A 17,866-nucleotide genomic window follows, 5' to 3' on the forward strand; every position below is an offset into this window, starting at 1 on the left:
AAATTAGCGCGGCCCCATCCGAATAGCGCCGTCCAGACGGATCGTCTCGCCGTTGAGCATCTGGTTCTCGATGATGTGGGCGGCCAGTGCGGCGTATTCATCCGGCCGGCCCAGACGCGAGGGATGCGGAACCTGCTGGGCGAGGGAATCCTGCGCCTCCTGGGGAAGACCGGCCATCATGGGGGTTTCGAAGATCCCCGGGGCGATCGTGACCACCCGGATCAGGTGCCGTGCCAGCTCTCGCGCCAGCGGCAGGGTCATGGCGGCCACTCCGCCTTTCGACGCGGAATAGGCGGGCTGCCCAATCTGGCCGTCGAAGGCAGCCACCGATGCCGTGTTGATGATGACGCCGCGCTCCGACGTTCCGCCCGTCTGGACCGGTTCCGTTTCGGCCATGGCCTGCGCCGCAAGACGGCTGACGTTGAAGGTTCCAATGAGGTTGACCTGGATGACGCGGGCAAAGTCCTCCAGCGGAAGCACCCCGTTGCGTCCCAGCACTTTGCCCGGAGTGGCAATGCCGGCGCAGTTCACGGCTACGCGCAGCGGACCGGCGTTCATGGCGGCCTCAACAGCGGCAGCCATCTGCTCGGGATCGGTGACGTCGCCGGGCACAAAGTGGGCGTTGTCGCCCAGTTCGGCGGCGTAGGCCAGCCCGCCGGAGGAAGGAAGATCAACCAGGATGACTGACGCGCCGGCGTCGTACAACCTGCGGGCCGTGGCCCGCCCAAGTCCGGAGGCACCCCCGGTAACGAGTGCCGATGCGCCTGAAATGTCCATGGGTTCTCCTGCAAAAAAGGGCTGCCGCCCCTGCGGCGGCGCATCATGAGCCTACTGTGATCGGGAACACGGCGCACATTGATGGTGCTTGGGAGCCGGTCTCCGGGGTTTATCCCGGTCCGGTTCCGGGCCGGCCGGCCGGTGCGTTACCGCTGTAACCGCACGGCGGACGGGTCTAAGGTGGGTCGCATGCTGTCCTCGGAACCGCTGCATGAAATTCAGGCCCGCGCCGACGTCGCCGCCGCATCCGTTACTGACGCCTTTGCCCGGCCACTGTTCAGGTTGCCGGGCACGGAACTCGCGGCGGTTCAGAGCCCTGCGCCGAGGCACATACTGCCGGGCCCCTGGCACTACTGGTGGCAGGCACACTACGTTGATGCGCTCGTTGACGCCGCCCTGCGCGGAGCCCCCGATGCGGCCCGGCGAGCCCATGTGGTGGTCCGCAGCATCCGCCTCCGGAACGGACTGCGGGCCACCAATTGGTACTTTGACGACATGGCATGGCTGGCGCTGGCTGTGAGCAGGCTTGATGCCCTTGTTCCCGCGCGCAGGTCCGGCAGACAGCACGACGACGGCGCCCGGGTGCCGTCCGCACAGCCCCACCCGCGAATGCTGGCTGCGCTTACCGGCGCTCTTCGCTCGGCCCACACCATGGAGCTCGGCGGCGGACTGTACTGGAACCGGCGCCGCTCCTTCAAGAACACTCCGGCAACGGCTCCGGCGGCACTGCACTTCTCCAGAAACGGTGAACGCGAGCGCGCCCAGGCCCTGGTCGATTGGCTGAACATGACCCTGCTTGATCCGGAGACCGGCCTGTACCTGGACGGCATCAAACCGGGAGCGGACATCAAGCCGGGCTCTGGCACCAAGTCCGGTGCAGGCACCCCGGATAGCGGTAGGCCGGGCAGCTCCGACGGATTCGCGCCGGCAGAAGGAGGGCCGCCCCCGCATTCCGTGCTTGAGCGGGCCGTTTTCACCTACAACCAGGGCCCCGTTCTGGGGGCACTGCTGGAGCTGGGCGGACCGGCGAACCTCGCCCGTGCGGCCGAGCTGATCAACGCCGTGCGCAAGGAACTTACCCACCCCGGCACCTCGGTGCTGATCACGCACGGCACCGGTGATGCCGGCCTGTTCACGGGGATTCTCGGCCGCTACCTGGCCTCTGCCGCCTTTTCACCCACACTCCCGCCGGATCAGCGCCGAGAAGCCGCACAGCTGGTCGACGCCACGGCCAACGCCCTCTGGGAGGGAAGAACCAAACGCGGAGCCCGAACAATATTCTCTCCGCACCCGCTGGAACCGGCGGAGCGGCACTATCCGGCCGGAACCGGCGTCGGCCTCTCGACGCAGCTGTCTGCCTGGATAATCCTGGAAGCCGCTGCACGGATCCGACGCGGCCTGAGCTGACCGCGGGGACAGTGCGGCGCCTGAGCAGGGCGCCTGGATGCGGATGCCTGCAGACTGAGTCCCTAGCTGACCTTCTGCGGGTGCTGTGACGCCGCGGCGCGGTCATCCAGATCCGCGAGCGTCAGCCGGCGGCGCGGTTCCGACGGCAGCGGACGGCTGCTTTCCACTTCCAATCCGGGGCCGACATGGATCATTTCGCCGGAGTCCATCAGCCGCCAGTTGGGGTTGTCGTCCATTTTTTCAGTGGCCAGCAGGACGGCGGGCCGCTGGCCTTCGCCCAGTTCCTGGCTGTGCACACTGATTCGGTTGGTACGCATGCCGCGGTGCGGGTCCGTTCCGGCCAGCTCGAGAATGTACAGGGGATGCGTGTCCGGATAGCGGACCGCCCATACATCGGCCCCCGTGGTCAAAATAATATTCAACGCGTAGAGCCGCAGATTCTCCGCCACCCAGGTGAGGGCGGCTGCGACGGCTGCCTCCACGTCGCCGCCGTTGCTGCGCACCTCGGCGGTGATCAGTGCAAAGACCCTCTCACTGTCCGTCTCCCCCTTCACGAGGTCCATGACGCCGAGCTTCTGCAGCCGTTCGTCCAGACGGTCCAAATCCTCCACTACGCCGTTGTGGGCCAGCAGGCGATTGTCCTGCTCGAAGGGGTGTGTATTGACCTTTCGGTTTCCGCCGGTGCTGGCATACCGCACGTGCGCAAGGAACGTGAGGCTGGACAGGTCACGGGCTTCGGCCGCATAGGCCTTGTCTTCGTAGGCTGCAATCGGAGCTTTTTCCACCATCGGGCGGCCTTCCCGGTCGAAGGTGCCGATTCCGAATCCGTCAGCGTCCCGCCGGCTCTGCTCGGCCAGGCTGTCCGGTGCAGTGAGGAGCCAGAAGGTGGCTTTGACGGGGGTCTTTCCGGCGTGCATTGCAAACAGACGACACATGCGGCGATCCTCCACAGTTCTGCCGCGGTGCAGTTGCTCCCGCCGCGGACTTACCCTCCAACGCAACACTTTCCTTCAAGCGTCCCGCGGGCTCCCGGCGAAGACAAGGATGGACGCCTCAGGGGCTCCGGCGCTGGGGATACAAGGTTTGCCCGTCGGCGAGCATCTGCACGAAGGCCGCAATCCTGCGTTCCCGCGCCGCAGGTGTTTTCAGCGTACTGAGCCGGAAGAACAGGGCGTAACGGTTTTGGGAGTTCAAGATGTCATACATGGCCTGAGCCCGCGGAACCTTCGCAATCGCGGCCAGTAAATCCTCCGGAATCTGGGCGCTGGCCGGACCGGCGTACGCTGCCTCCCAGCGTCCATCAGCCTTGGCCTGTTCGACGGCGGCGCGGCCGGCCGGCTGCATCCGGCCTTCGGCTTCCAGCTGTTCCGCAAATCCCACGTTGCGCTGGCTCCAGATGCTGCGTTTGCCACGCGGTGTGAAGCGCTGAAGCCAGCTTTCCTCATCACGCTTGTTCGCCTGCCCGTCAATCCAGCCGAAGCACAACGCTTCCTGCAGGGCTCCGGCATAGGTCAGCGCCGTGACGCTGCCGCCTTTGCGTCCCAGAACCAGCTGCACGCCCGGGGACTGGGCATGATGGAACTCCAGCCACTGGCGCCATGCCGAAGCGTCCGGCAACAGGAGTTCGGGCAGCGGGGCCTTGGGCTGCGCCGGGGGTTTGGGTGCCTTGGGCTGCGCAGAACGTTGGCCAGTCGGAGATTCGACGGTCGGGGGTTCGGCTGTCGGGGGTTTGGCTTCCGGGGGTTTGGGCGCCCGGCTTTGGGCTGCTCGAGTTTTTGGTGTCGAGGGTCCCTGCGGGCCGGCACCGGCGCCTGCGGAAGCGGACCCGGCCGCCGTCGGCTCCTGATCATTGCCGCTCATACGCACGAGCGTAGCCTCCGTGCAGGCAGGGCAGAAGACCGGCCGGCAGTTCAGCCGAGGGCCAAAGGGCCGCGCGTCGCAGCAGCCCGCCCGCCGGATTGCGGTAAAACACTGCTATGAGCGTTCGTACCCCTGACCCCTATCCCGGCTGGCTTTCAGAAGATGAACTCAGAGACGCGAGGCAGCGGCTGCCCATGGTCTATGTGGAAGCCGTTCCCGTCCGCTGCGACCCCTTGGGGTACGTCACGGAAGTGGGACTGCTGCTGCAGGCCACGAGTGAGGGCAAGATGGTCCGCACTTTCGTCTCCGGCCGTGTGATGTACCGGGAGACAATCCGCGGCGCCCTGCTGCGGCATCTCGAAAAGGACCTCGGTCCCCTGGCCCTGCCCCAGCTGCCGCCCAGCCTGGTTCCGTTCACGGTGGCCGAATACTTCCCGTCACCCTCCCAATCGGGGCTGACGGATGAGCGCCAGCACGCCGTCGCACTGGCATACCTCATCCCCGTCACCGGGGAATGCGACCCGCGGCAGGATGCCCTGGAACTGTCATGGCTGACACCGGAAGAAGCCCTCAGCCCGGATATTTATGCAGAATTTGCCGGCGGCCGCGGGGACTTGCTGCGGCAGGCTCTGGCCTCCGCTGCCTGGGGCCGCTGAGCACCGGCACCGCTTCTTTATATACTGGGGGCCGACTGCCTCAAGAGAAGGAACCTGCCATGCCTGAGAGCCAACCGGAATCCTACACATTCCGGGTCAATGCCGAGTTGCTGGAGCCCGGGCAAATCCCGGTGCATGAAAGCGCCCCGCTGGCTCCGGTGAAGGACAGCACGGTGAAGGATGACGACTTCGGTACGCCCGCGCTCGTCAATCTGATCCTGGAGGACGGGATGGCGCTGTCCCTGGCGTACGGCTCGTCGGTGCGTGTGCAGGCTCCCCCGCCCGTCAGTGCCCCTGCCGACGCCGTCCGCCTGGTTCCTCATGAAGAGGAAAACTACGCGGCCATCGTGGAAGCCGCCGCACAGGCCCACCCCGACGACGCCCGTGTTCAGGAGGTGGCTTCCCGGCTGAGCCGCGGCCTGAACGTCAAGTCCGGAAGCAACCTCCGGGATGTCCGGGATTTGGCGCACATGCTTTACGTGAACCTCAACGACGCCGACAACGCGCTGCAGGTCTGCAATATCATCACCGGACTGCCGTTTGACGGGAACTTCGGCCGGTGGAACTGGATCCAGAGTGCACTCGCGCTGGCCGCGCGCATCACCCACGAGGCCGGAGACAAGGAAACGTCAGCGGCCTATGCACAGGCCGTCCGGGCCGGCGACACTGCAGAAAGTGATCCGCTCAAGGCCAAACTCGCAGCAGAGCTGCTGCAGCGCCAGCTGAATCAGCCGAACCTTTACGACCGTGAAATCCACCGCGCGTCCGATTCCGGGGACGACCGCGGCGAACGCGACTGGCGGGTCCTGCGGCTGGACGCCCTGCTGTACCTGCGTGCCCACGGCGGCTCCCAGACGCTGTCGGAACATGAACTGGACCGCCGGATCCGCAACGAGCTCATTGCGGTCCGTGGACTGAACCAGGACCTCTAGGCTCCTTCGGGGTTCTGCGGAGCCGGGGTTTCGGACCCGGCATTTCGGCGTGAACGCCCGCGGACGTGATCTGACCACAGGCGCATGATGAGGACCATCGCCATGCCCACTGCGGCGCCGATCACCGTTTCGATGGCCCTGTCCCGGATCAGGACCCCGGGGCTGCTCGGATGTGCCAGCTCGGTGCTGACCAGCGCCAGCGGCGTCACAACAATCTGAGCCAGGGCATACTGGCGGGCAATGAGCATTTCAGCACCGAACTGCAGCACCGCGATGACCACCACGATCTGCCACGGGCTCAGCCCCGGCAGCAGGATCAGCGCAGTAAGCACCAGACCGCCAAACGTACCCAGAATGCGCTGCACTCCTCGGAAGATGCGTACCCGTGCGCCCAATCCCACCAGCGGCACCGTGGCCGCGACCATTGCCCAGTAGTTGTGCCCAATGCCCATCAGGGTGGCGATGGAACCGGCCACCGCCGCGGCTACGGCATATTCGCAGGCCTCAACACACGCAGCCTTCCGCTGGGCAGAGCTTAACCGCGGCCGGGCAGGCTTCGTCCACGGACCGCGGTGCCGGGGGAAGAGCCGGCCGGACATGCCAAGCAGAAGACAGAACGCCACGGTGCACACGGCCGCCAGGAGCGCCTGCCACAGCGGCGGCTGGTTCGGCACGGAGGAGATGGCCGCATAGGCAAAGATATGAAAGAGGGATCCGGCCGGACGCAGCCGCCAGAGTCCCGAGACCAGGGTTCCCAGCCCGGCAACTATGGACGTACCCAGAACAATGTCCCAGGTATTAGGCTCAATCCGGGAAGTCAGGGCTCCGGCCGTAATCACCAGAAGCATGAGGATACCTGCGCGCAGCTGATGCCCCAGACGCTGGCGGTGCGGTTCGTTGCGGCCGTAGATGCCGGTGAAGGCACCGAAGCTGGCGAAGATGGCAAGATCGATCCGGTCCATCCCCAGCAGCACCAGCAGCGGAAGGCCCACACCCAGCCCGCAGCGGATAGCCGCCTGGTGGTCATTGTGGGCTGGACCAATCCGGAACATTTCTCGTAGCTGATCCAAGGGTCTGGTACGGCCTTTCTTTACACGGGAGGACGGCGAAAATCGCCCATTCCACGTTACGCCTGCCACCCTTCCGACCATGAAAAGTGTGCTGTGCGTCGCCTCTGCACCCGACTTTTGCCTTCACACCTCGTCCTCGGGCGGTACGGCAGCCCGCCGAGCGGCACGGACGAGATGCCGGGTAAGGCAAAATGGAGAGGTGCCTTCCTCAACCTTTTCTTTCGCCCTCGGTAAGCGCCTGCGCGAAACCACTGCCCCCTCAGCTGAGCAGACGCAGGCCAACGGCGGTGAATTCCAGGGCCGCACCGGAACGATCACCACGCCGCACGGCGAAATTGCCACTCCGGCCTTCATTGCCGTAGGCACCAAGGCCACCGTCAAGGCGGTCCTTCCCGAGTCCATGGCGGATCTGGGCGCCCAGGCCCTCCTGGCCAACGCCTACCACCTGTACCTCCAGCCCGGCCCCGATGTTTTGGATGCCGCGGGCGGGCTGGGCAAATTCATGAACTGGTCCGGCCCCACCTTCACCGATTCCGGCGGCTTCCAGGTCATGAGCCTGGGCGCCGGCTTCAAGAAGGTCATCAATATGAATGCGGACGGCACCACCCACGCCACGGGAGCGGACGACGCCGTCGCCCCCGGCAAGGAGCGCCTGGCCCACATTGACGACGACGGCGTCTGGTTCAAGTCCCACCTGAACGGCGACAAGCACCGCTTCACACCCGAGGTGTCCATGCAGGTGCAGCACCAGATCGGCGCGGACATCATGTTTGCGTTTGATGAGCTGACCACCCTGATGAACTCGCGCCAGTACCAGGAAATGTCGCTGGAACGCACCCGCCTCTGGGCGCTGCGCTGCATCAAAGAACATCAGCGGCTCACGGAGGAGCGGGTGGGCAAGCCTTACCAGGCGCTGTTCGGCGTCCTGCAGGGTGCCCAGTACGAGGACCTGCGGCGCAAAGCCTCCCGCGATCTCGGTGCCATGGACTTTGACGGCTTCGGCATCGGCGGGGCGCTGGAGAAGGAAAACCTGGGAACCATCGTGCGCTGGTGCACCGAGGAACTGCCCGAAGACAAGCCGCGCCACCTGCTGGGTATTTCGGAACCCGATGACATCTTCACCGCCATCGAAAACGGTGCCGACACCTTCGACTGCGTCTCCCCCACCAGGGTGGCGCGCACGTCGGCCTTCTATACGCCGCACGGCCGCCTGAATCTCTCCAATGCCCGCTTCAAGAAGGACTTCTCTCCGCTTGTTGAGGGCTGCGACTGCTATGCCTGCGCGCACTACACGAAGGCCTACATCCACCACCTGTTCCGGGCGAAGGAAATGGTGGCCTCCACCCTGGTATCCATCCACAATGAGCGCTTCACGGTGAAGCTTGTGGACGATGCCCGGCTGGCCATCGAAAACGGGTCGTTCTTTGACTTCAAGGCCGAAACCCTCGGCAACTATTACAGCGCCAAGATCTAGCCGGCGGGCTGGTGCGGCTTTCCGTACGGCTCCATCACCCCGCAGACAGTGCCATCAGGTCGCCTGGTCAGCCAATGGGCTCTGCCATCTGCTCCACAATGTACTGGACGGCTACGCTTTTCCCCGTCACAGGATCGGACATCTCTGCCTTCCAGCTGCGCGCAAACTGGTTGACTCCGCCCGTCATGGCCACAGTGCCTGAGATCAACACCGTTCCCGGCTCATTCAGGCCCCGTTCGCTCAGGACATCCAGCCAGTAATCGGGTGTGAGAAGGGCACCGAGGTTGCTGTCCTGAATCACGGTGTCCGGGGTGTCTGCCTCACCCACCCAGCCGGTCAGGGTGATCTGGTCCAAATGGTCGCGCACATCGTCGAGCCGCCATGCTTTGAGCCCTATCAGGTCCGGACTGGCGTTTTTGCTCCATGCCACGCCGTGCACTTCAAGTTCCCGGTCCGTATGGTCGCAGGCCACTGTCAGCAAGACGCCGTCATGTGTGATCACCAACGCCCACTCCGCTTCTCCCGACGTGCGTCCGTGCTGCACGCGAATTTCGGAAACCTGCTGGGCCAGATAGGGAGAGACAGGGTAAAGGGCCGGAGTCGTACTAGGACCGGGGACCCCTAGCTCAGCGAGTTCGGCGATGTGCGCCTGGACTTCCTCCTGCTCCCGCCCGGCATACCCGGCGTTGAGTAGATGCTTGACCTGCACCTCGGTGATGCTGCCGTCGGGAAGTTCAAAAGTCAATGTGGTCATTGGTGAAGCCGTCCTTGCCTAGTCAGGAAATTTACATGCTGGTAACCGAATTCGGCCCTCTATGTACATCCAGTATGCGTAATGTATACATTTAACGCCAGCGTGACCGAACTCACCGCCCCAGCCACTGGAGGACCCGCATGACCAACACTGAAGCATCAGCTTCCGCAGCAGTGCCACGCTCCGGAAAGCCGATCCGACCCAAGGGACTGTACAAGGCCTTCGCCGCGAGCCTTACGGGCACGGCCCTGGAGTGGTACGACTTTGCCGTCTATTCCGCGGCTGCCGCCGTCGTTTTCCCTATCGTCTTCTTCCCGGCGTCGGATCCTTTGACCGGGACCATCCTGGCCTTCTCCACATACGCCGTCGGCTACGTTTCGCGGCCGATTGGAGGCATTGTTTTTGGCCGGCTGGGTGACCGGATAGGACGCAAGAAAGTCCTGGTGACAACGCTAATGATTATCGGCGTTGCAACCGTACTGATCGGCGTACTCCCGGGATACGGCAGTCTCGGCATCTCGGCTCCCATCATCCTGGTTTTGCTGCGCTTTGCGCAGGGCGTGGGCGTGGGCGGAGAATGGGGCGGCGCCGTCCTACTCTCAAGTGAATACGGCGACCCGGAGCGCAGGGGATTTTGGGCCTCAGCCGCGCAGGTGGGCCCGCCCGCGGGTAACCTTATGGCCAATGGCGCACTGGCGGTTCTCACTCTGACTCTTACTGAGGATCAGTTCATCAGCTTCGGCTGGCGCATCGCGTTCCTGCTCTCCGCACTGCTGGTGGGTTTTGGCCTCTGGATTCGCCTGAAGTTGGAAGACACTCCGATCTTCAAGGCCATTGCCGCCCACGGGGAGCAGCCGAACGCTCCCATTCGCGAGGTCTTCAGCCAGGAGCTCCGTCCGCTCGTAGCCGCCACGCTGTGCCGAGTGGGTCCTGACGTCCTCTACGCACTCTTCACGGTGTTTACCCTGACGTACGGCATGCAGTTCCTGAACTACGAACGCGGCCAGGTGCTCGCTGCAGTCCTGATCGGCTCAGCCTTCCAGCTAGTCATGATCCCGCTAGCCGGAGCTGTCTCGGACCGCTTCAACCGGCGCCTTGTCTACGGCGTCGGAGCCACAGCCGGCATGGCCTGGACCTTCGTCTTCTTTGCGGTACTCGGCGCAGACAGCCAGCCGATGCTCATTGTCGGGATTGTCCTGGGCCTGATGGCTCATTCGTTCATGTACGGCCCGCAGGCCGCCTTCATCGTGGAACAGTTTTCACCCCGCCTGCGCTCCACCGGAAGCTCGCTGGCCTACACTTTTGCCGGGGTTATCGGCGGAGCCATCGCTCCGCTGATGTTCACCCTGCTACTGTCCAACTTCAACTCGTGGGTACCGGTTGCCCTCTACGTTGGAGTTGCCGGCATCGTGACTCTCATTGGACTCGCGCTTGGCCGCGACTCCAACACAGTGGAGGATGAGGAATACCGCTTGCTCCTGGAAGGAGCGGCGCAGCGGACGGCATCTCAGTCCGGGATGGACTGACCCAAGCCTATGTACGGAGCAGCAAGTCCCGGGTGACCGCCAGATGGTGGTCGATGGCACGCTGCGCTTGAACAGGGTCACCGAGCATCAACGCATCCAGGATGCTCTGATGCTCGGTGCACACCTGTTCGCGCCTGTCGTTGGAACGGAACAGCGCAGACACGCCAACCACAATCTGCCGGACGTGGAGCTTGCTGTAAGTTCTGGAGATCAACTCATTTCCGGCCGCGTCAATCAGTTGCTGATGAAAAAGAGTGTCCAGCCGGATGAACTCCTGGCCGCCCTCCGGCCCAAGAATTTGAGGGAAATGTGCCTGCTGGTCGAGAGTCTCCTGCATATCCTCAACCGGAAGGTTCCGTTGCTCAATCACCAGGCGTGCTGCATGGCGTTCGAGGACGCCGCGCAGCTCCATCAGTTCCGATACTTCCCGGCCGGTAACCGGTGGCACGTAGGCACCACGCTGTGGAATGAGCTCAACGAGGCCGTCGGACACAAGAAGCAGCAGTGCCTCCCGGACGGGCGTGCGCGACACGCCAATTTCGGCGGCAAGGTCCAGTTCATTGAGGAATTGACCCTGCATCTGGGGATCTATGAGGACATTCTCCCGCAGGTAGGCGTAGGCCTTTTCCCGCCCAGAAACCGACTTTGCCGAACTTTTTCGCATACATCATGTATACAACAGAATCGAGCTATCAAGTGCGTCTGGCAATTGCCCAAATCATCAGCAACGGTAATCCCGCTGACAATCTCAAGCTGGTTCAGGATTACGCAGCCCGGGCAAAGTCCTCGGGTGCCCGCCTGGTCGTCTTCCCCGAAGCCACAATGTGCGCTTTCGGGCATTCGCTCGAAGACGTTGCCGAGCCGCTGGACGGGTCCTGGGCAACTGCTGTCCGCAGCACGGCTGCCGAACTCGGCGTCACCATCGTAGCCGGGATGTTCACCCCGGGCGACGGCGGCAGGGTGCGCAACACGCTGCTTGTCACCGGCCCCGGGGTGGATGCCTTCTATGACAAAATCCATCTCTTCGATGCCTTTGGCTTCGCCGAGTCCGATTCCGTTGACGCCGGCACATCACCCACAACCTTCAAACTGGACGGCACCACATTTGGCCTTTCCACCTGCTACGACGTTCGCTTTCCCGCACTGTTTGCCGCCAACGCCAACTCCGGGGCGCAGGTGAATATTGTGTGCGCTTCATGGGGGGCAGGCGAAGGCAAGACAGAGCAGTGGAATCTGCTGGTGCGGGCCAGGGCACTGGACAGCACAACATTTGTAGTGGCCTGCGGGCAGGGCGATCCGGCAAGCATCGGCGCGGGCGACGGCGGGACGGCTCCCACGGGGATCGGGCACAGCGCCGTGATTTCACCTCTTGGCACACCTCTTGCCAGCTTGGGAGCTCAGCCGGAACTGGCTCTTGTAGACATCGATCCGGGCATAGTTCCAGAAGTGCGCGCCAAGCTCCCCGTGCTGGCAAACGCGCGCCGGTTCTAGCTACAAGTGTTAGCCCCGGGCCTAGTTCCAGGCCCGGGGCAGCGGCGGGTTCTGCTCCGGATCGTCCTCGCCGGTGGGAGACTGCTCCGCCTCCGTGGGATCTTCCGGTCCCCCGGCCGCCCCGCCGTTTCCAGAAACGCTGTGGTCCTCCGGGTCGCTGTGGTCCTCCGGGGCAACCTGGTCCTCCGGGGCAACTTGCTCCGCGGACTCTTCCTCGTCGGGCCGCCTTTTTTCCTGCACCATTGCTGTCCTCCCGGCTGCACACTGCTGAACCCTGGCGGGACCGACGGCTTGGTGCCTGATCCCCCTGATGAGTGCGACGCTAGCGCAGCAGAACCGGCAGGACCAGAGGAATTCGGACGGAACCGGTCAGTTTTCCGGCGGGCCGGCAAGTTCCGTAGCTGTGTAGCTGGGTTCGCGCTTTTTGATGGCCTTGATAACCAGGGCCGTGACCGGAACAAACAGGAATTCGACAAGCGTCTTGTACACAAACCCGAAGATCACGTAGTTGATGAACCCGCCGGCGTCCGTGATGCCGATGACGGGTGCGGCAATGATGCAGAAGATCAGCGTGTCCGCGAATTCGCCGACGCCGGTGGAGGCCATGAGCCGGCCGATCAGTGCGCGTTCCCGGAACTTCTGCTTCATCCGCACCAGGACCCAGGAGTTCAGCATCTGTCCGGCCACAAAACCGAGCAGGCTGGCCAGGACTATCCGCCAGACGGGTCCCAGCGCCAATTCCAGGGCGGCCTGCTTGGACTGGCCGTAGTCGTCGTCGAACCCCGGAAGCGCGATGATCACGGCAAAACTCACCACGGCCAGGGCCGCCATGGCAAAGCCCGTAAAGATCGCACGGCGGGCTGCCTTGAATCCGTAGACCTCGCTGATCACGTCGCCGAGGATGTACGCCACGGGAAAGAGGAAGAAACCTCCATCCGTCACGATGTTGAAATCGCCGAAGATCGGCCCGAGCACCACACCTTTGGTAGCGCCGATGTTGGAGATGACGATCACGACGCACATGAGCGTCAGAATGATGTCGTAATGTGAGCTGCCGCGCGCGGCGAAGGCCGGAGCGGGCGCCGTCGCGGCGCCTGTCTGCGTGTGCATCTGGGGTGTTCCGTTTCTTAGTGGTTCGCCGTAGCTGTTGCCGGCTGTATTAGCACTGGGCCCGCTGCACCGGGCTGCCCATAGGGGCCGCCGTCAATTCTGCCACGTTCCGCCCGGCACGTTATCCGTTCCCCGGGCGTTGGCCCGCCGTTCCGCCAACCCCGACGGCGCAGCCGCCGCTGCTTCTCTATTCCGCGGCGAGTTGGCTCGGGATCTCAGCCCGCAGGCAGAGGAAGGTGGGCACGAGGGTAGCCGCCAGAAGCAGGACGAACCCGCAGCCGCCCACGACGGCGACACTGGCCAGCGACAGCACCGGCGCGTCCAAGCCAAGGGCCAGCGCGAGAACCACTGCGCCAGCAAGAATTGCTGCCGTTCCCAAAACCGCGGCGGTAACGGTGTAGATGAGTGCTTCCCAGATTGCAGCCAGCACCACCAGGGCCGCAGTTGAACCCGCGGCGCGAATCAGCGCGAACTCCCGCTCACGGGCGTAGCCGGACATCAACACTGTTGCCATTGCACCGACCCCGGCCAGCAGCAGCGGCCCGCCGATCATGAGGATGACAACCCCCACCGACAACTCCCTCTTCTCGCCCACTGCGGCGCTAAGAGTCGCTGCCGTAGTGAAAATCCCGCCGGACAGGGCCATGGCCATCATCAGCGGCGTGATGGAAGCAGTGCTCTGCCCCAGGCGGTAGCCCGCGGAATTGCGCGCCAGATACCAGGAGGCCAACCAGTGCCGGGGCACCAGCGATGTCCAAGCCTTCAGCACCGGCTGAAACACCATCGTTCCTGCTGCCGCCAAAACCGCAGCAAACAGCGGAATCAGCAAAAGCGCGCTGCCGGCAACCGTCTCAAACCCGGCCCGCATCAGGCTCACCGAGAATGCGGCTGCTGCACCTGCCAGGGCCAGAAGAACCACACTCCTCACCCACCCGAAGGGAACCGGTGCGGTCTCCGCCGTCCGCAGCGCTTCAAGGGGCGACACCCGCCCTGCCCTGCGGGCGCCGCCAAGTCCGCCGAGCAACACCACCAGGCATTGGGCAGCGACAATCCCGGCCAGCCCCGTTCCACTGAGATGAACACTGATGTCCTCAGCGAAATTCAGCGGCCTCCACAGCCAACCGAAGATCGGCGGGGAGAGCACCTTCACCACGGCCCATCCGGTCACGGCTCCCCCGGATCCGGTCACCGCCAGTTGGGCGAGAACGACGGCGGTCACCGACCCGGGCGCCAATCCCGCCAGCTGCCACAACGCGTAGCTTCGCTGCTGCAGAGCCACAGCGAGACCTGTCACGGAACTGAGGACGATCAGGGCGGCCGCCGTGGAAAACAGGATGAGGATGGTGCTGGCGCCGGCTAGGTCGTATTGGATGGTGCCGCCGTAGTGATTTCCGGTTTCGATCAGGCCAACACTGATGGCACCGATGCCGCCGGTGGTAATGCACACCAGGAGGACGCCTGCCCATACTCGGGCATGGGTCCACAAATCGCCGAGCACCAGCTTGATCATGCAGGGATTCCGGCCTCGGCGACGGCAGCAAAAACCTCTGCCGGTGTCGGAGCCCGCAACTCGGCGTGGATGGCGCCGTCCCGCAGCACGAGCACCCGGTCAGCCAGTGTTGCCGCTTCCAGGTCGTGGGTTACCAGGACCACCCCGCGCTCCCCGTGTGCCGCTTCGCGCAGCAGCTTCAGAACCGTGGCACCGGTAAGGGTGTCCAGGGAACCCGTCGGCTCATCGGCAAAGACGATCTTCGGCTGCAGAGCCAGTACCCGGGCGATCGCCACCCGCTGCCGCTGTCCGCCGGAAAGCTGGGCCGGGCGGTTTTTTGCCTGTCCGGACAAGCCAACCCGAGCCAGCACGTCATCCACTGCCTCCGCGCTGAGGCGTCTCTTGGCCAGACGGGCCGGAAGCGCGATGTTTTCCCGCACATTCAAGGAGGGGATCAAGTTGAATGACTGGAAAACGAACCCCACCTCACTCCGGCGGAGGGCAGCGAGCTGCCGGCGGTTAAGGCTGGCGAGGTCCTCACCCAGCAAGTGCACCCGGCCGCCGTCGTACGCCTGAAGACCAGCGAGGCAATAGAGCAGGGTGGATTTCCCGGATCCGCTGGGACCGACAATGCTGATCATTTCTCCGGGTGCGACCGCTGCCGAAACATGCCGCAGCACGGAGACCGGTTCCCCGCCGCGGCTCGGAGCAGGGAAAGCCTTGACGATCCCAAGGGCATCCAGCAGCAGCTCAGACAAGGCGCGCTCCGCACCACAGCGAGATGAACATGGAACTCCTGACAGATCGATACCCAAGGCGGGCCGGCGGCCGTAACCGGCGCCAAAACCGAAAGCGTAGCAGGCAGGCTCCCGACACTTTTTGAACACGTTCAAAAACATGATGTACTGGCGGGCGGGCCGGGAAGCTGCGTGCATAGAAGCACGCTCTCCCCGCCCGTGACTAAACCCGTAAATAACTGAATCCAGGAGCGTTAAATGGCCGCGACGGTCAAGAGTGAGCAGACCCGACGGCTGCTGATCGACTCGGCGCTCTCCCTGTTCCGCAGCCAGGGATATGCAAAAACCACCATGCGCGGCATTGCCGAGGCCGCGGGGGTATCCGTGGGCAACGCCTACTACTACTTCCGGTCCAAGGACGAGCTGGTGGCTGAGCTGTACCGGTTCCTGCAGGACGAACACCGCAGCCGGGCCCTTCCGCTGCTCCGCGACGGTCACAGCCTGAGTGAACACCTGCGTCTGGTCCTGCTGGCCAACCTGGACATCCTGGGGCCGTACCACGACTTCGGCGCCCATTTTCTGCGCACTGCCCTGACGCCGCCGTCGTCCTCAGCGGAGGCCAACGGCCGCCACCACTCCGGCGGCGGTGCGGAAGTGGGCCGCGCCAAGTCAATTGCCCTGTTCCGGCAGGTCGTGACTGTCTCTCGGCCGCAGCCGCCGCTGGCCATCCGTGACGATCTGCCCGAATTGCTGTGGTTGATGCACATGGGGGTAACGCTTTTCTGGATTTATGACCGTTCGCCGGGCCAGCGGCGGTCGCGCCGGCTGGTGCAAAATGTGGCACCGCTGGCAGCGAAGCTCGTTATCCTCTCCCGCCTTCCTGTGGTCCGAAATATCGTTGAGGATGTAGTCCACCTCTTCCAGGGAGCCAGGCGCGATGACTGACAGAAGTGACGACGTCGCAGTTCCCTCCGCAGCCGACCCCGCCGTTCCACTCTCCCCTCGGCGTTTGGTGAGCTCCCCTTACGTGGTCCCCGGTCCGCTGGCCTCCGCGCTCGGGTATGCCGCCGCATGTGTTGTCCTGGCGACAATTGCCACTGTTGCGGTGGGCTGGGGTGCCTCGCGGGACTTCTGGGGCTACGTATGGACCGTCATCGTCGCCGCGTTCTATGCCGCCGGCCTCGGCCTGTTCACTCTCCTGCCCGTAGCCCTCGTTCTGGGCTGGTTGCTGCGCCGGGTACCGAACCAGGGCATCCACATTCTGGCGTTCTTTCTGGTGCCCCTGCTGCTCGGCTGGATCATCATTGGCCTGACCGTGCACGCGGTGCTGGTTCCGCTGCTGATGGGAACGGCGATCGGCGTGTCCATGGCAGCGGGCCGGGCCCTCATCTGGGGCCTTGTCGACTCATAGTTTTACTTTCAGGCGTCCGCCTTCCCGGGGCCGGGCCGGGGCGCAATTCGCGCAGCCGCCCCTCGGTGGCACCGAAGCCTGTCATGGGTGGAAGATGGATGCATGTCTGCTAACACACACTCTGCACAAACGGCTGCTCCGGCCGTCACCTTGACCATTGCAGGTTCCGAAGCCACAGGCGGTGCCGGCGCCCAGGCCGATCTGAAAACGTTCCAGGAGCTCGGCACCTACGGCATTGCCGCACTGACCTGCATTGTCTCGTTTGATCCGAAGGACAACTGGAACCACCGGTTCGTTCCCGTGGATCCCCAGGTCATCAGTGACCAGCTTGAAGCCATCCAGTCCGCATACGATCTGGACACCGTCAAGCTCGGGATGCTGGGAACACCGGCCACCATCGACACCGTGGCCAAGGCACTGCAGAGCCAGGAGTGGACCAACATAGTCCTGGATCCGGTCCTGATCTGCAAGGGTCAGGAACCGGGAGCAGCACTGGACACGGACCAGGCACTCAAGGCCCAGATCCTGCCGCTGGCTACCTTTGTGACGCCCAACCACTTTGAGTCCATGTCCCTCTCCGGAATGGATTCCATCGAAAGCGTCGAGGACCTGAAGGAAGCCGCCCGGCGCATCCATGAAGCCTCCGGCGCCGTGGTCCTGGCCAAGGGCGGCGTTCGGCTTGAAGGCGACGATGCCGTGGATGTGTTCTACGACGGTGAAACCATGGAGGTCCTGCGAGCACCCAAGGTCGGCGACGTCGCCGTCAGCGGCGCCGGCTGTACGCTTGCCGCCGCCATCACCGCCGAGCTCGGCAAGGGAGCCACTCCCCTGCAGGCCGCAAAAACCGCCAAGGCTTTTGTCACTGAAGGAATCCGCAACCGGGTTTCCTCGAACACACCGTTTGACGCCCTGTGGCAGGGCGGCGCGGGCTCCGGGCCTGCTCTGTAAACGTCACGTGGTTCTGCGGCGGGCCGCTGTTGCCGCTGTTGCCGGGGTCGGGTTGGAGCCCGGCAACAGCGGACCGGTTGGGGCCGCGTTGGGGCCCGGCTAGCTGTAACTCTTACGGTGGTTGTGAACGGCGTGGCAAGAGTTAAATAGGCGAGGGTCTCCGGTTCGATATGGGTTACCACACTCGTATCGGCCAACGGAGACCCTCGTGACCCACGCTAACG

19 protein-coding genes are annotated in these 17,866 nt (G+C 64.1%); 9 read left to right on the forward strand and 10 right to left on the reverse strand.

What is annotated here, in order from left to right:
* Positions 1–3: 3 nt before the first annotated feature.
* The gene (locus AC4D2W_RS16295) at positions 4–777 is read right to left on the reverse strand and encodes a 3-hydroxyacyl-CoA dehydrogenase (RefSeq protein WP_490927956.1); all 774 of its coding nucleotides are present in this window, start codon (positions 775–777) and stop codon (positions 4–6) included.
* Between the two features lie 189 nt (positions 778–966).
* Between AC4D2W_RS16295 and AC4D2W_RS16300 the strand changes: the two genes are divergently transcribed.
* Entirely contained in the window at positions 967–2,184 is a 1,218-nt protein-coding gene (locus AC4D2W_RS16300) for a glycoside hydrolase family 76 protein (protein WP_490927957.1), read from the forward strand.
* 62 nt (positions 2,185–2,246) lie between these two features.
* On the opposite strand, the gene AC4D2W_RS16305 is transcribed toward AC4D2W_RS16300, so the two are convergent.
* Positions 2,247–3,119: a class II glutamine amidotransferase gene (locus AC4D2W_RS16305; protein ID WP_490927958.1), complete on the reverse strand. Its 873-nt coding sequence runs from the start codon at positions 3,117–3,119 to the stop codon at positions 2,247–2,249.
* A gap of 118 nt (positions 3,120–3,237) precedes the next feature.
* The gene (locus AC4D2W_RS16310) at positions 3,238–4,044 is read right to left on the reverse strand and encodes a YdeI/OmpD-associated family protein (RefSeq protein WP_490927959.1); all 807 of its coding nucleotides are present in this window, start codon (positions 4,042–4,044) and stop codon (positions 3,238–3,240) included.
* Positions 4,045–4,160: 116 nt separating this feature from the next.
* On the opposite strand from AC4D2W_RS16310, the gene AC4D2W_RS16315 reads away from it, so the two are divergent.
* On the forward strand, positions 4,161–4,700 hold the full coding sequence (locus tag AC4D2W_RS16315) for an NUDIX hydrolase family protein (protein WP_400933456.1): 540 nt from the start codon (positions 4,161–4,163) through the stop codon (positions 4,698–4,700).
* A 59-nt stretch (positions 4,701–4,759) separates the two neighbouring features.
* On the forward strand, positions 4,760–5,632 hold the full coding sequence (locus AC4D2W_RS16320; protein ID WP_490927960.1) for a DUF6707 family protein: 873 nt from the start codon (positions 4,760–4,762) through the stop codon (positions 5,630–5,632).
* Here the strand turns inward: AC4D2W_RS16320 and AC4D2W_RS16325 are convergent.
* Positions 5,629–6,684 (reverse strand): FUSC family protein, encoded by a 1,056-nt coding sequence (locus tag AC4D2W_RS16325; protein ID WP_490927961.1) that lies wholly within the window; start codon positions 6,682–6,684, stop codon positions 5,629–5,631. The two genes, AC4D2W_RS16320 and AC4D2W_RS16325, sit on opposite strands and share 4 nt — an antisense overlap.
* A 217-nt stretch (positions 6,685–6,901) precedes the next feature.
* On the opposite strand from AC4D2W_RS16325, the gene tgt reads away from it, so the two are divergent.
* Positions 6,902–8,176 carry a tRNA guanosine(34) transglycosylase Tgt gene (gene tgt, locus AC4D2W_RS16330; protein WP_490927962.1) on the forward strand — a complete coding sequence of 425 codons (1,275 nt, stop codon included), beginning with the start codon at positions 6,902–6,904 and terminating at the stop codon, positions 8,174–8,176.
* A gap of 67 nt (positions 8,177–8,243) precedes the next feature.
* Here tgt and AC4D2W_RS16335 read toward each other — a convergent pair whose 3' ends face one another.
* Positions 8,244–8,930 (reverse strand): DUF2848 domain-containing protein, encoded by a 687-nt coding sequence (locus tag AC4D2W_RS16335; RefSeq protein WP_490927963.1) that lies wholly within the window; start codon positions 8,928–8,930, stop codon positions 8,244–8,246.
* A gap of 140 nt (positions 8,931–9,070) precedes the next feature.
* Here AC4D2W_RS16335 and AC4D2W_RS16340 point away from each other — a divergent pair, with 140 nt between their 5' ends.
* A complete protein-coding gene (locus tag AC4D2W_RS16340) occupies positions 9,071–10,456 on the forward strand; it encodes an MFS transporter (protein WP_490927964.1) in 1,386 nt (461 codons plus the stop codon).
* Between the two features lie 7 nt (positions 10,457–10,463).
* Here the strand turns inward: AC4D2W_RS16340 and AC4D2W_RS16345 are convergent, their stop codons facing one another.
* The gene (locus tag AC4D2W_RS16345) at positions 10,464–11,120 is read right to left on the reverse strand and encodes a GntR family transcriptional regulator (protein WP_490927965.1); all 657 of its coding nucleotides are present in this window, start codon (positions 11,118–11,120) and stop codon (positions 10,464–10,466) included.
* 32 nt (positions 11,121–11,152) lie between these two features.
* Here AC4D2W_RS16345 and AC4D2W_RS16350 point away from each other — a divergent pair, with 32 nt between their 5' ends.
* Entirely contained in the window at positions 11,153–11,947 is a 795-nt protein-coding gene (locus AC4D2W_RS16350; RefSeq protein WP_490927975.1) for a carbon-nitrogen hydrolase family protein, read from the forward strand.
* A gap of 21 nt (positions 11,948–11,968) precedes the next feature.
* On the opposite strand, the gene AC4D2W_RS16355 is transcribed toward AC4D2W_RS16350, so the two are convergent.
* The 4 genes from AC4D2W_RS16355 to AC4D2W_RS16370 form a co-directional block, all read right to left on the reverse strand.
* Complete coding sequence (locus tag AC4D2W_RS16355; protein WP_490927966.1) at positions 11,969–12,190, reverse strand: hypothetical protein; 222 nt, start codon at positions 12,188–12,190, stop codon at positions 11,969–11,971.
* A gap of 126 nt (positions 12,191–12,316) precedes the next feature.
* Positions 12,317–13,057 carry a queuosine precursor transporter gene (locus AC4D2W_RS16360; RefSeq protein ID WP_490927967.1) on the reverse strand — a complete coding sequence of 247 codons (741 nt, stop codon included), beginning with the start codon at positions 13,055–13,057 and terminating at the stop codon, positions 12,317–12,319.
* Positions 13,058–13,244: 187 nt separating this feature from the next.
* Positions 13,245–14,567 (reverse strand): ABC transporter permease, encoded by a 1,323-nt coding sequence (locus AC4D2W_RS16365; RefSeq protein ID WP_490927968.1) that lies wholly within the window; start codon positions 14,565–14,567, stop codon positions 13,245–13,247.
* Complete coding sequence (locus tag AC4D2W_RS16370) at positions 14,564–15,304, reverse strand: ABC transporter ATP-binding protein (protein WP_490927969.1); 741 nt, start codon at positions 15,302–15,304, stop codon at positions 14,564–14,566. The genes AC4D2W_RS16365 and AC4D2W_RS16370 overlap by 4 nt, the downstream gene beginning before the upstream one ends.
* A gap of 237 nt (positions 15,305–15,541) precedes the next feature.
* Between AC4D2W_RS16370 and AC4D2W_RS16375 the strand changes: the two genes are divergently transcribed.
* The 3 genes from AC4D2W_RS16375 to thiD all read left to right on the forward strand — a co-directional run bounded on the left by AC4D2W_RS16375 (position 15,542) and on the right by thiD (position 17,642).
* Complete coding sequence (locus AC4D2W_RS16375; protein WP_490927970.1) at positions 15,542–16,228, forward strand: TetR/AcrR family transcriptional regulator; 687 nt, start codon at positions 15,542–15,544, stop codon at positions 16,226–16,228.
* A complete protein-coding gene (locus AC4D2W_RS16380) occupies positions 16,221–16,694 on the forward strand; it encodes a hypothetical protein (RefSeq protein ID WP_490927971.1) in 474 nt (157 codons plus the stop codon). Before AC4D2W_RS16375 ends, AC4D2W_RS16380 begins: the two co-directional genes overlap by 8 nt.
* Before the next feature lie 102 nt (positions 16,695–16,796).
* Positions 16,797–17,642 carry a bifunctional hydroxymethylpyrimidine kinase/phosphomethylpyrimidine kinase gene (gene thiD, locus AC4D2W_RS16385; RefSeq protein ID WP_490927972.1) on the forward strand — a complete coding sequence of 282 codons (846 nt, stop codon included), beginning with the start codon at positions 16,797–16,799 and terminating at the stop codon, positions 17,640–17,642.
* The last annotated feature ends 224 nt before the right edge of the window (positions 17,643–17,866 follow it).

It is taken from the genome of Arthrobacter sp. TJ-58, from assembly GCF_058269295.1.

Coding starts and splice junctions, on each gene's coding strand:
- AC4D2W_RS16295 (WP_490927956.1), bottom strand. CDS start 777: ATGGACATTTCAGGCGCATCGGCACTCGTTACCGGGGGTGCCTCCGGA.
- AC4D2W_RS16300 (WP_490927957.1), top strand. CDS start 967: ATGCTGTCCTCGGAACCGCTGCATGAAATTCAGGCCCGCGCCGACGTC.
- AC4D2W_RS16305 (WP_490927958.1), bottom strand. CDS start 3,119: ATGTGTCGTCTGTTTGCAATGCACGCCGGAAAGACCCCCGTCAAAGCC.
- AC4D2W_RS16310 (WP_490927959.1), bottom strand. CDS start 4,044: ATGAGCGGCAATGATCAGGAGCCGACGGCGGCCGGGTCCGCTTCCGCA.
- AC4D2W_RS16315 (WP_400933456.1), top strand. CDS start 4,161: ATGAGCGTTCGTACCCCTGACCCCTATCCCGGCTGGCTTTCAGAAGAT.
- AC4D2W_RS16320 (WP_490927960.1), top strand. CDS start 4,760: ATGCCTGAGAGCCAACCGGAATCCTACACATTCCGGGTCAATGCCGAG.
- AC4D2W_RS16325 (WP_490927961.1), bottom strand. CDS start 6,684: ATGTTCCGGATTGGTCCAGCCCACAATGACCACCAGGCGGCTATCCGC.
- AC4D2W_RS16335 (WP_490927963.1), bottom strand. CDS start 8,930: ATGACCACATTGACTTTTGAACTTCCCGACGGCAGCATCACCGAGGTG.
- AC4D2W_RS16340 (WP_490927964.1), top strand. CDS start 9,071: ATGACCAACACTGAAGCATCAGCTTCCGCAGCAGTGCCACGCTCCGGA.
- AC4D2W_RS16345 (WP_490927965.1), bottom strand. CDS start 11,120: ATGCGAAAAAGTTCGGCAAAGTCGGTTTCTGGGCGGGAAAAGGCCTAC.
- AC4D2W_RS16355 (WP_490927966.1), bottom strand. CDS start 12,190: ATGGTGCAGGAAAAAAGGCGGCCCGACGAGGAAGAGTCCGCGGAGCAA.
- AC4D2W_RS16360 (WP_490927967.1), bottom strand. CDS start 13,057: ATGCACACGCAGACAGGCGCCGCGACGGCGCCCGCTCCGGCCTTCGCC.
- AC4D2W_RS16365 (WP_490927968.1), bottom strand. CDS start 14,567: ATGATCAAGCTGGTGCTCGGCGATTTGTGGACCCATGCCCGAGTATGG.
- AC4D2W_RS16375 (WP_490927970.1), top strand. CDS start 15,542: ATGGCCGCGACGGTCAAGAGTGAGCAGACCCGACGGCTGCTGATCGAC.
- AC4D2W_RS16380 (WP_490927971.1), top strand. CDS start 16,221: ATGACTGACAGAAGTGACGACGTCGCAGTTCCCTCCGCAGCCGACCCC.
- thiD (WP_490927972.1), top strand. CDS start 16,797: ATGTCTGCTAACACACACTCTGCACAAACGGCTGCTCCGGCCGTCACC.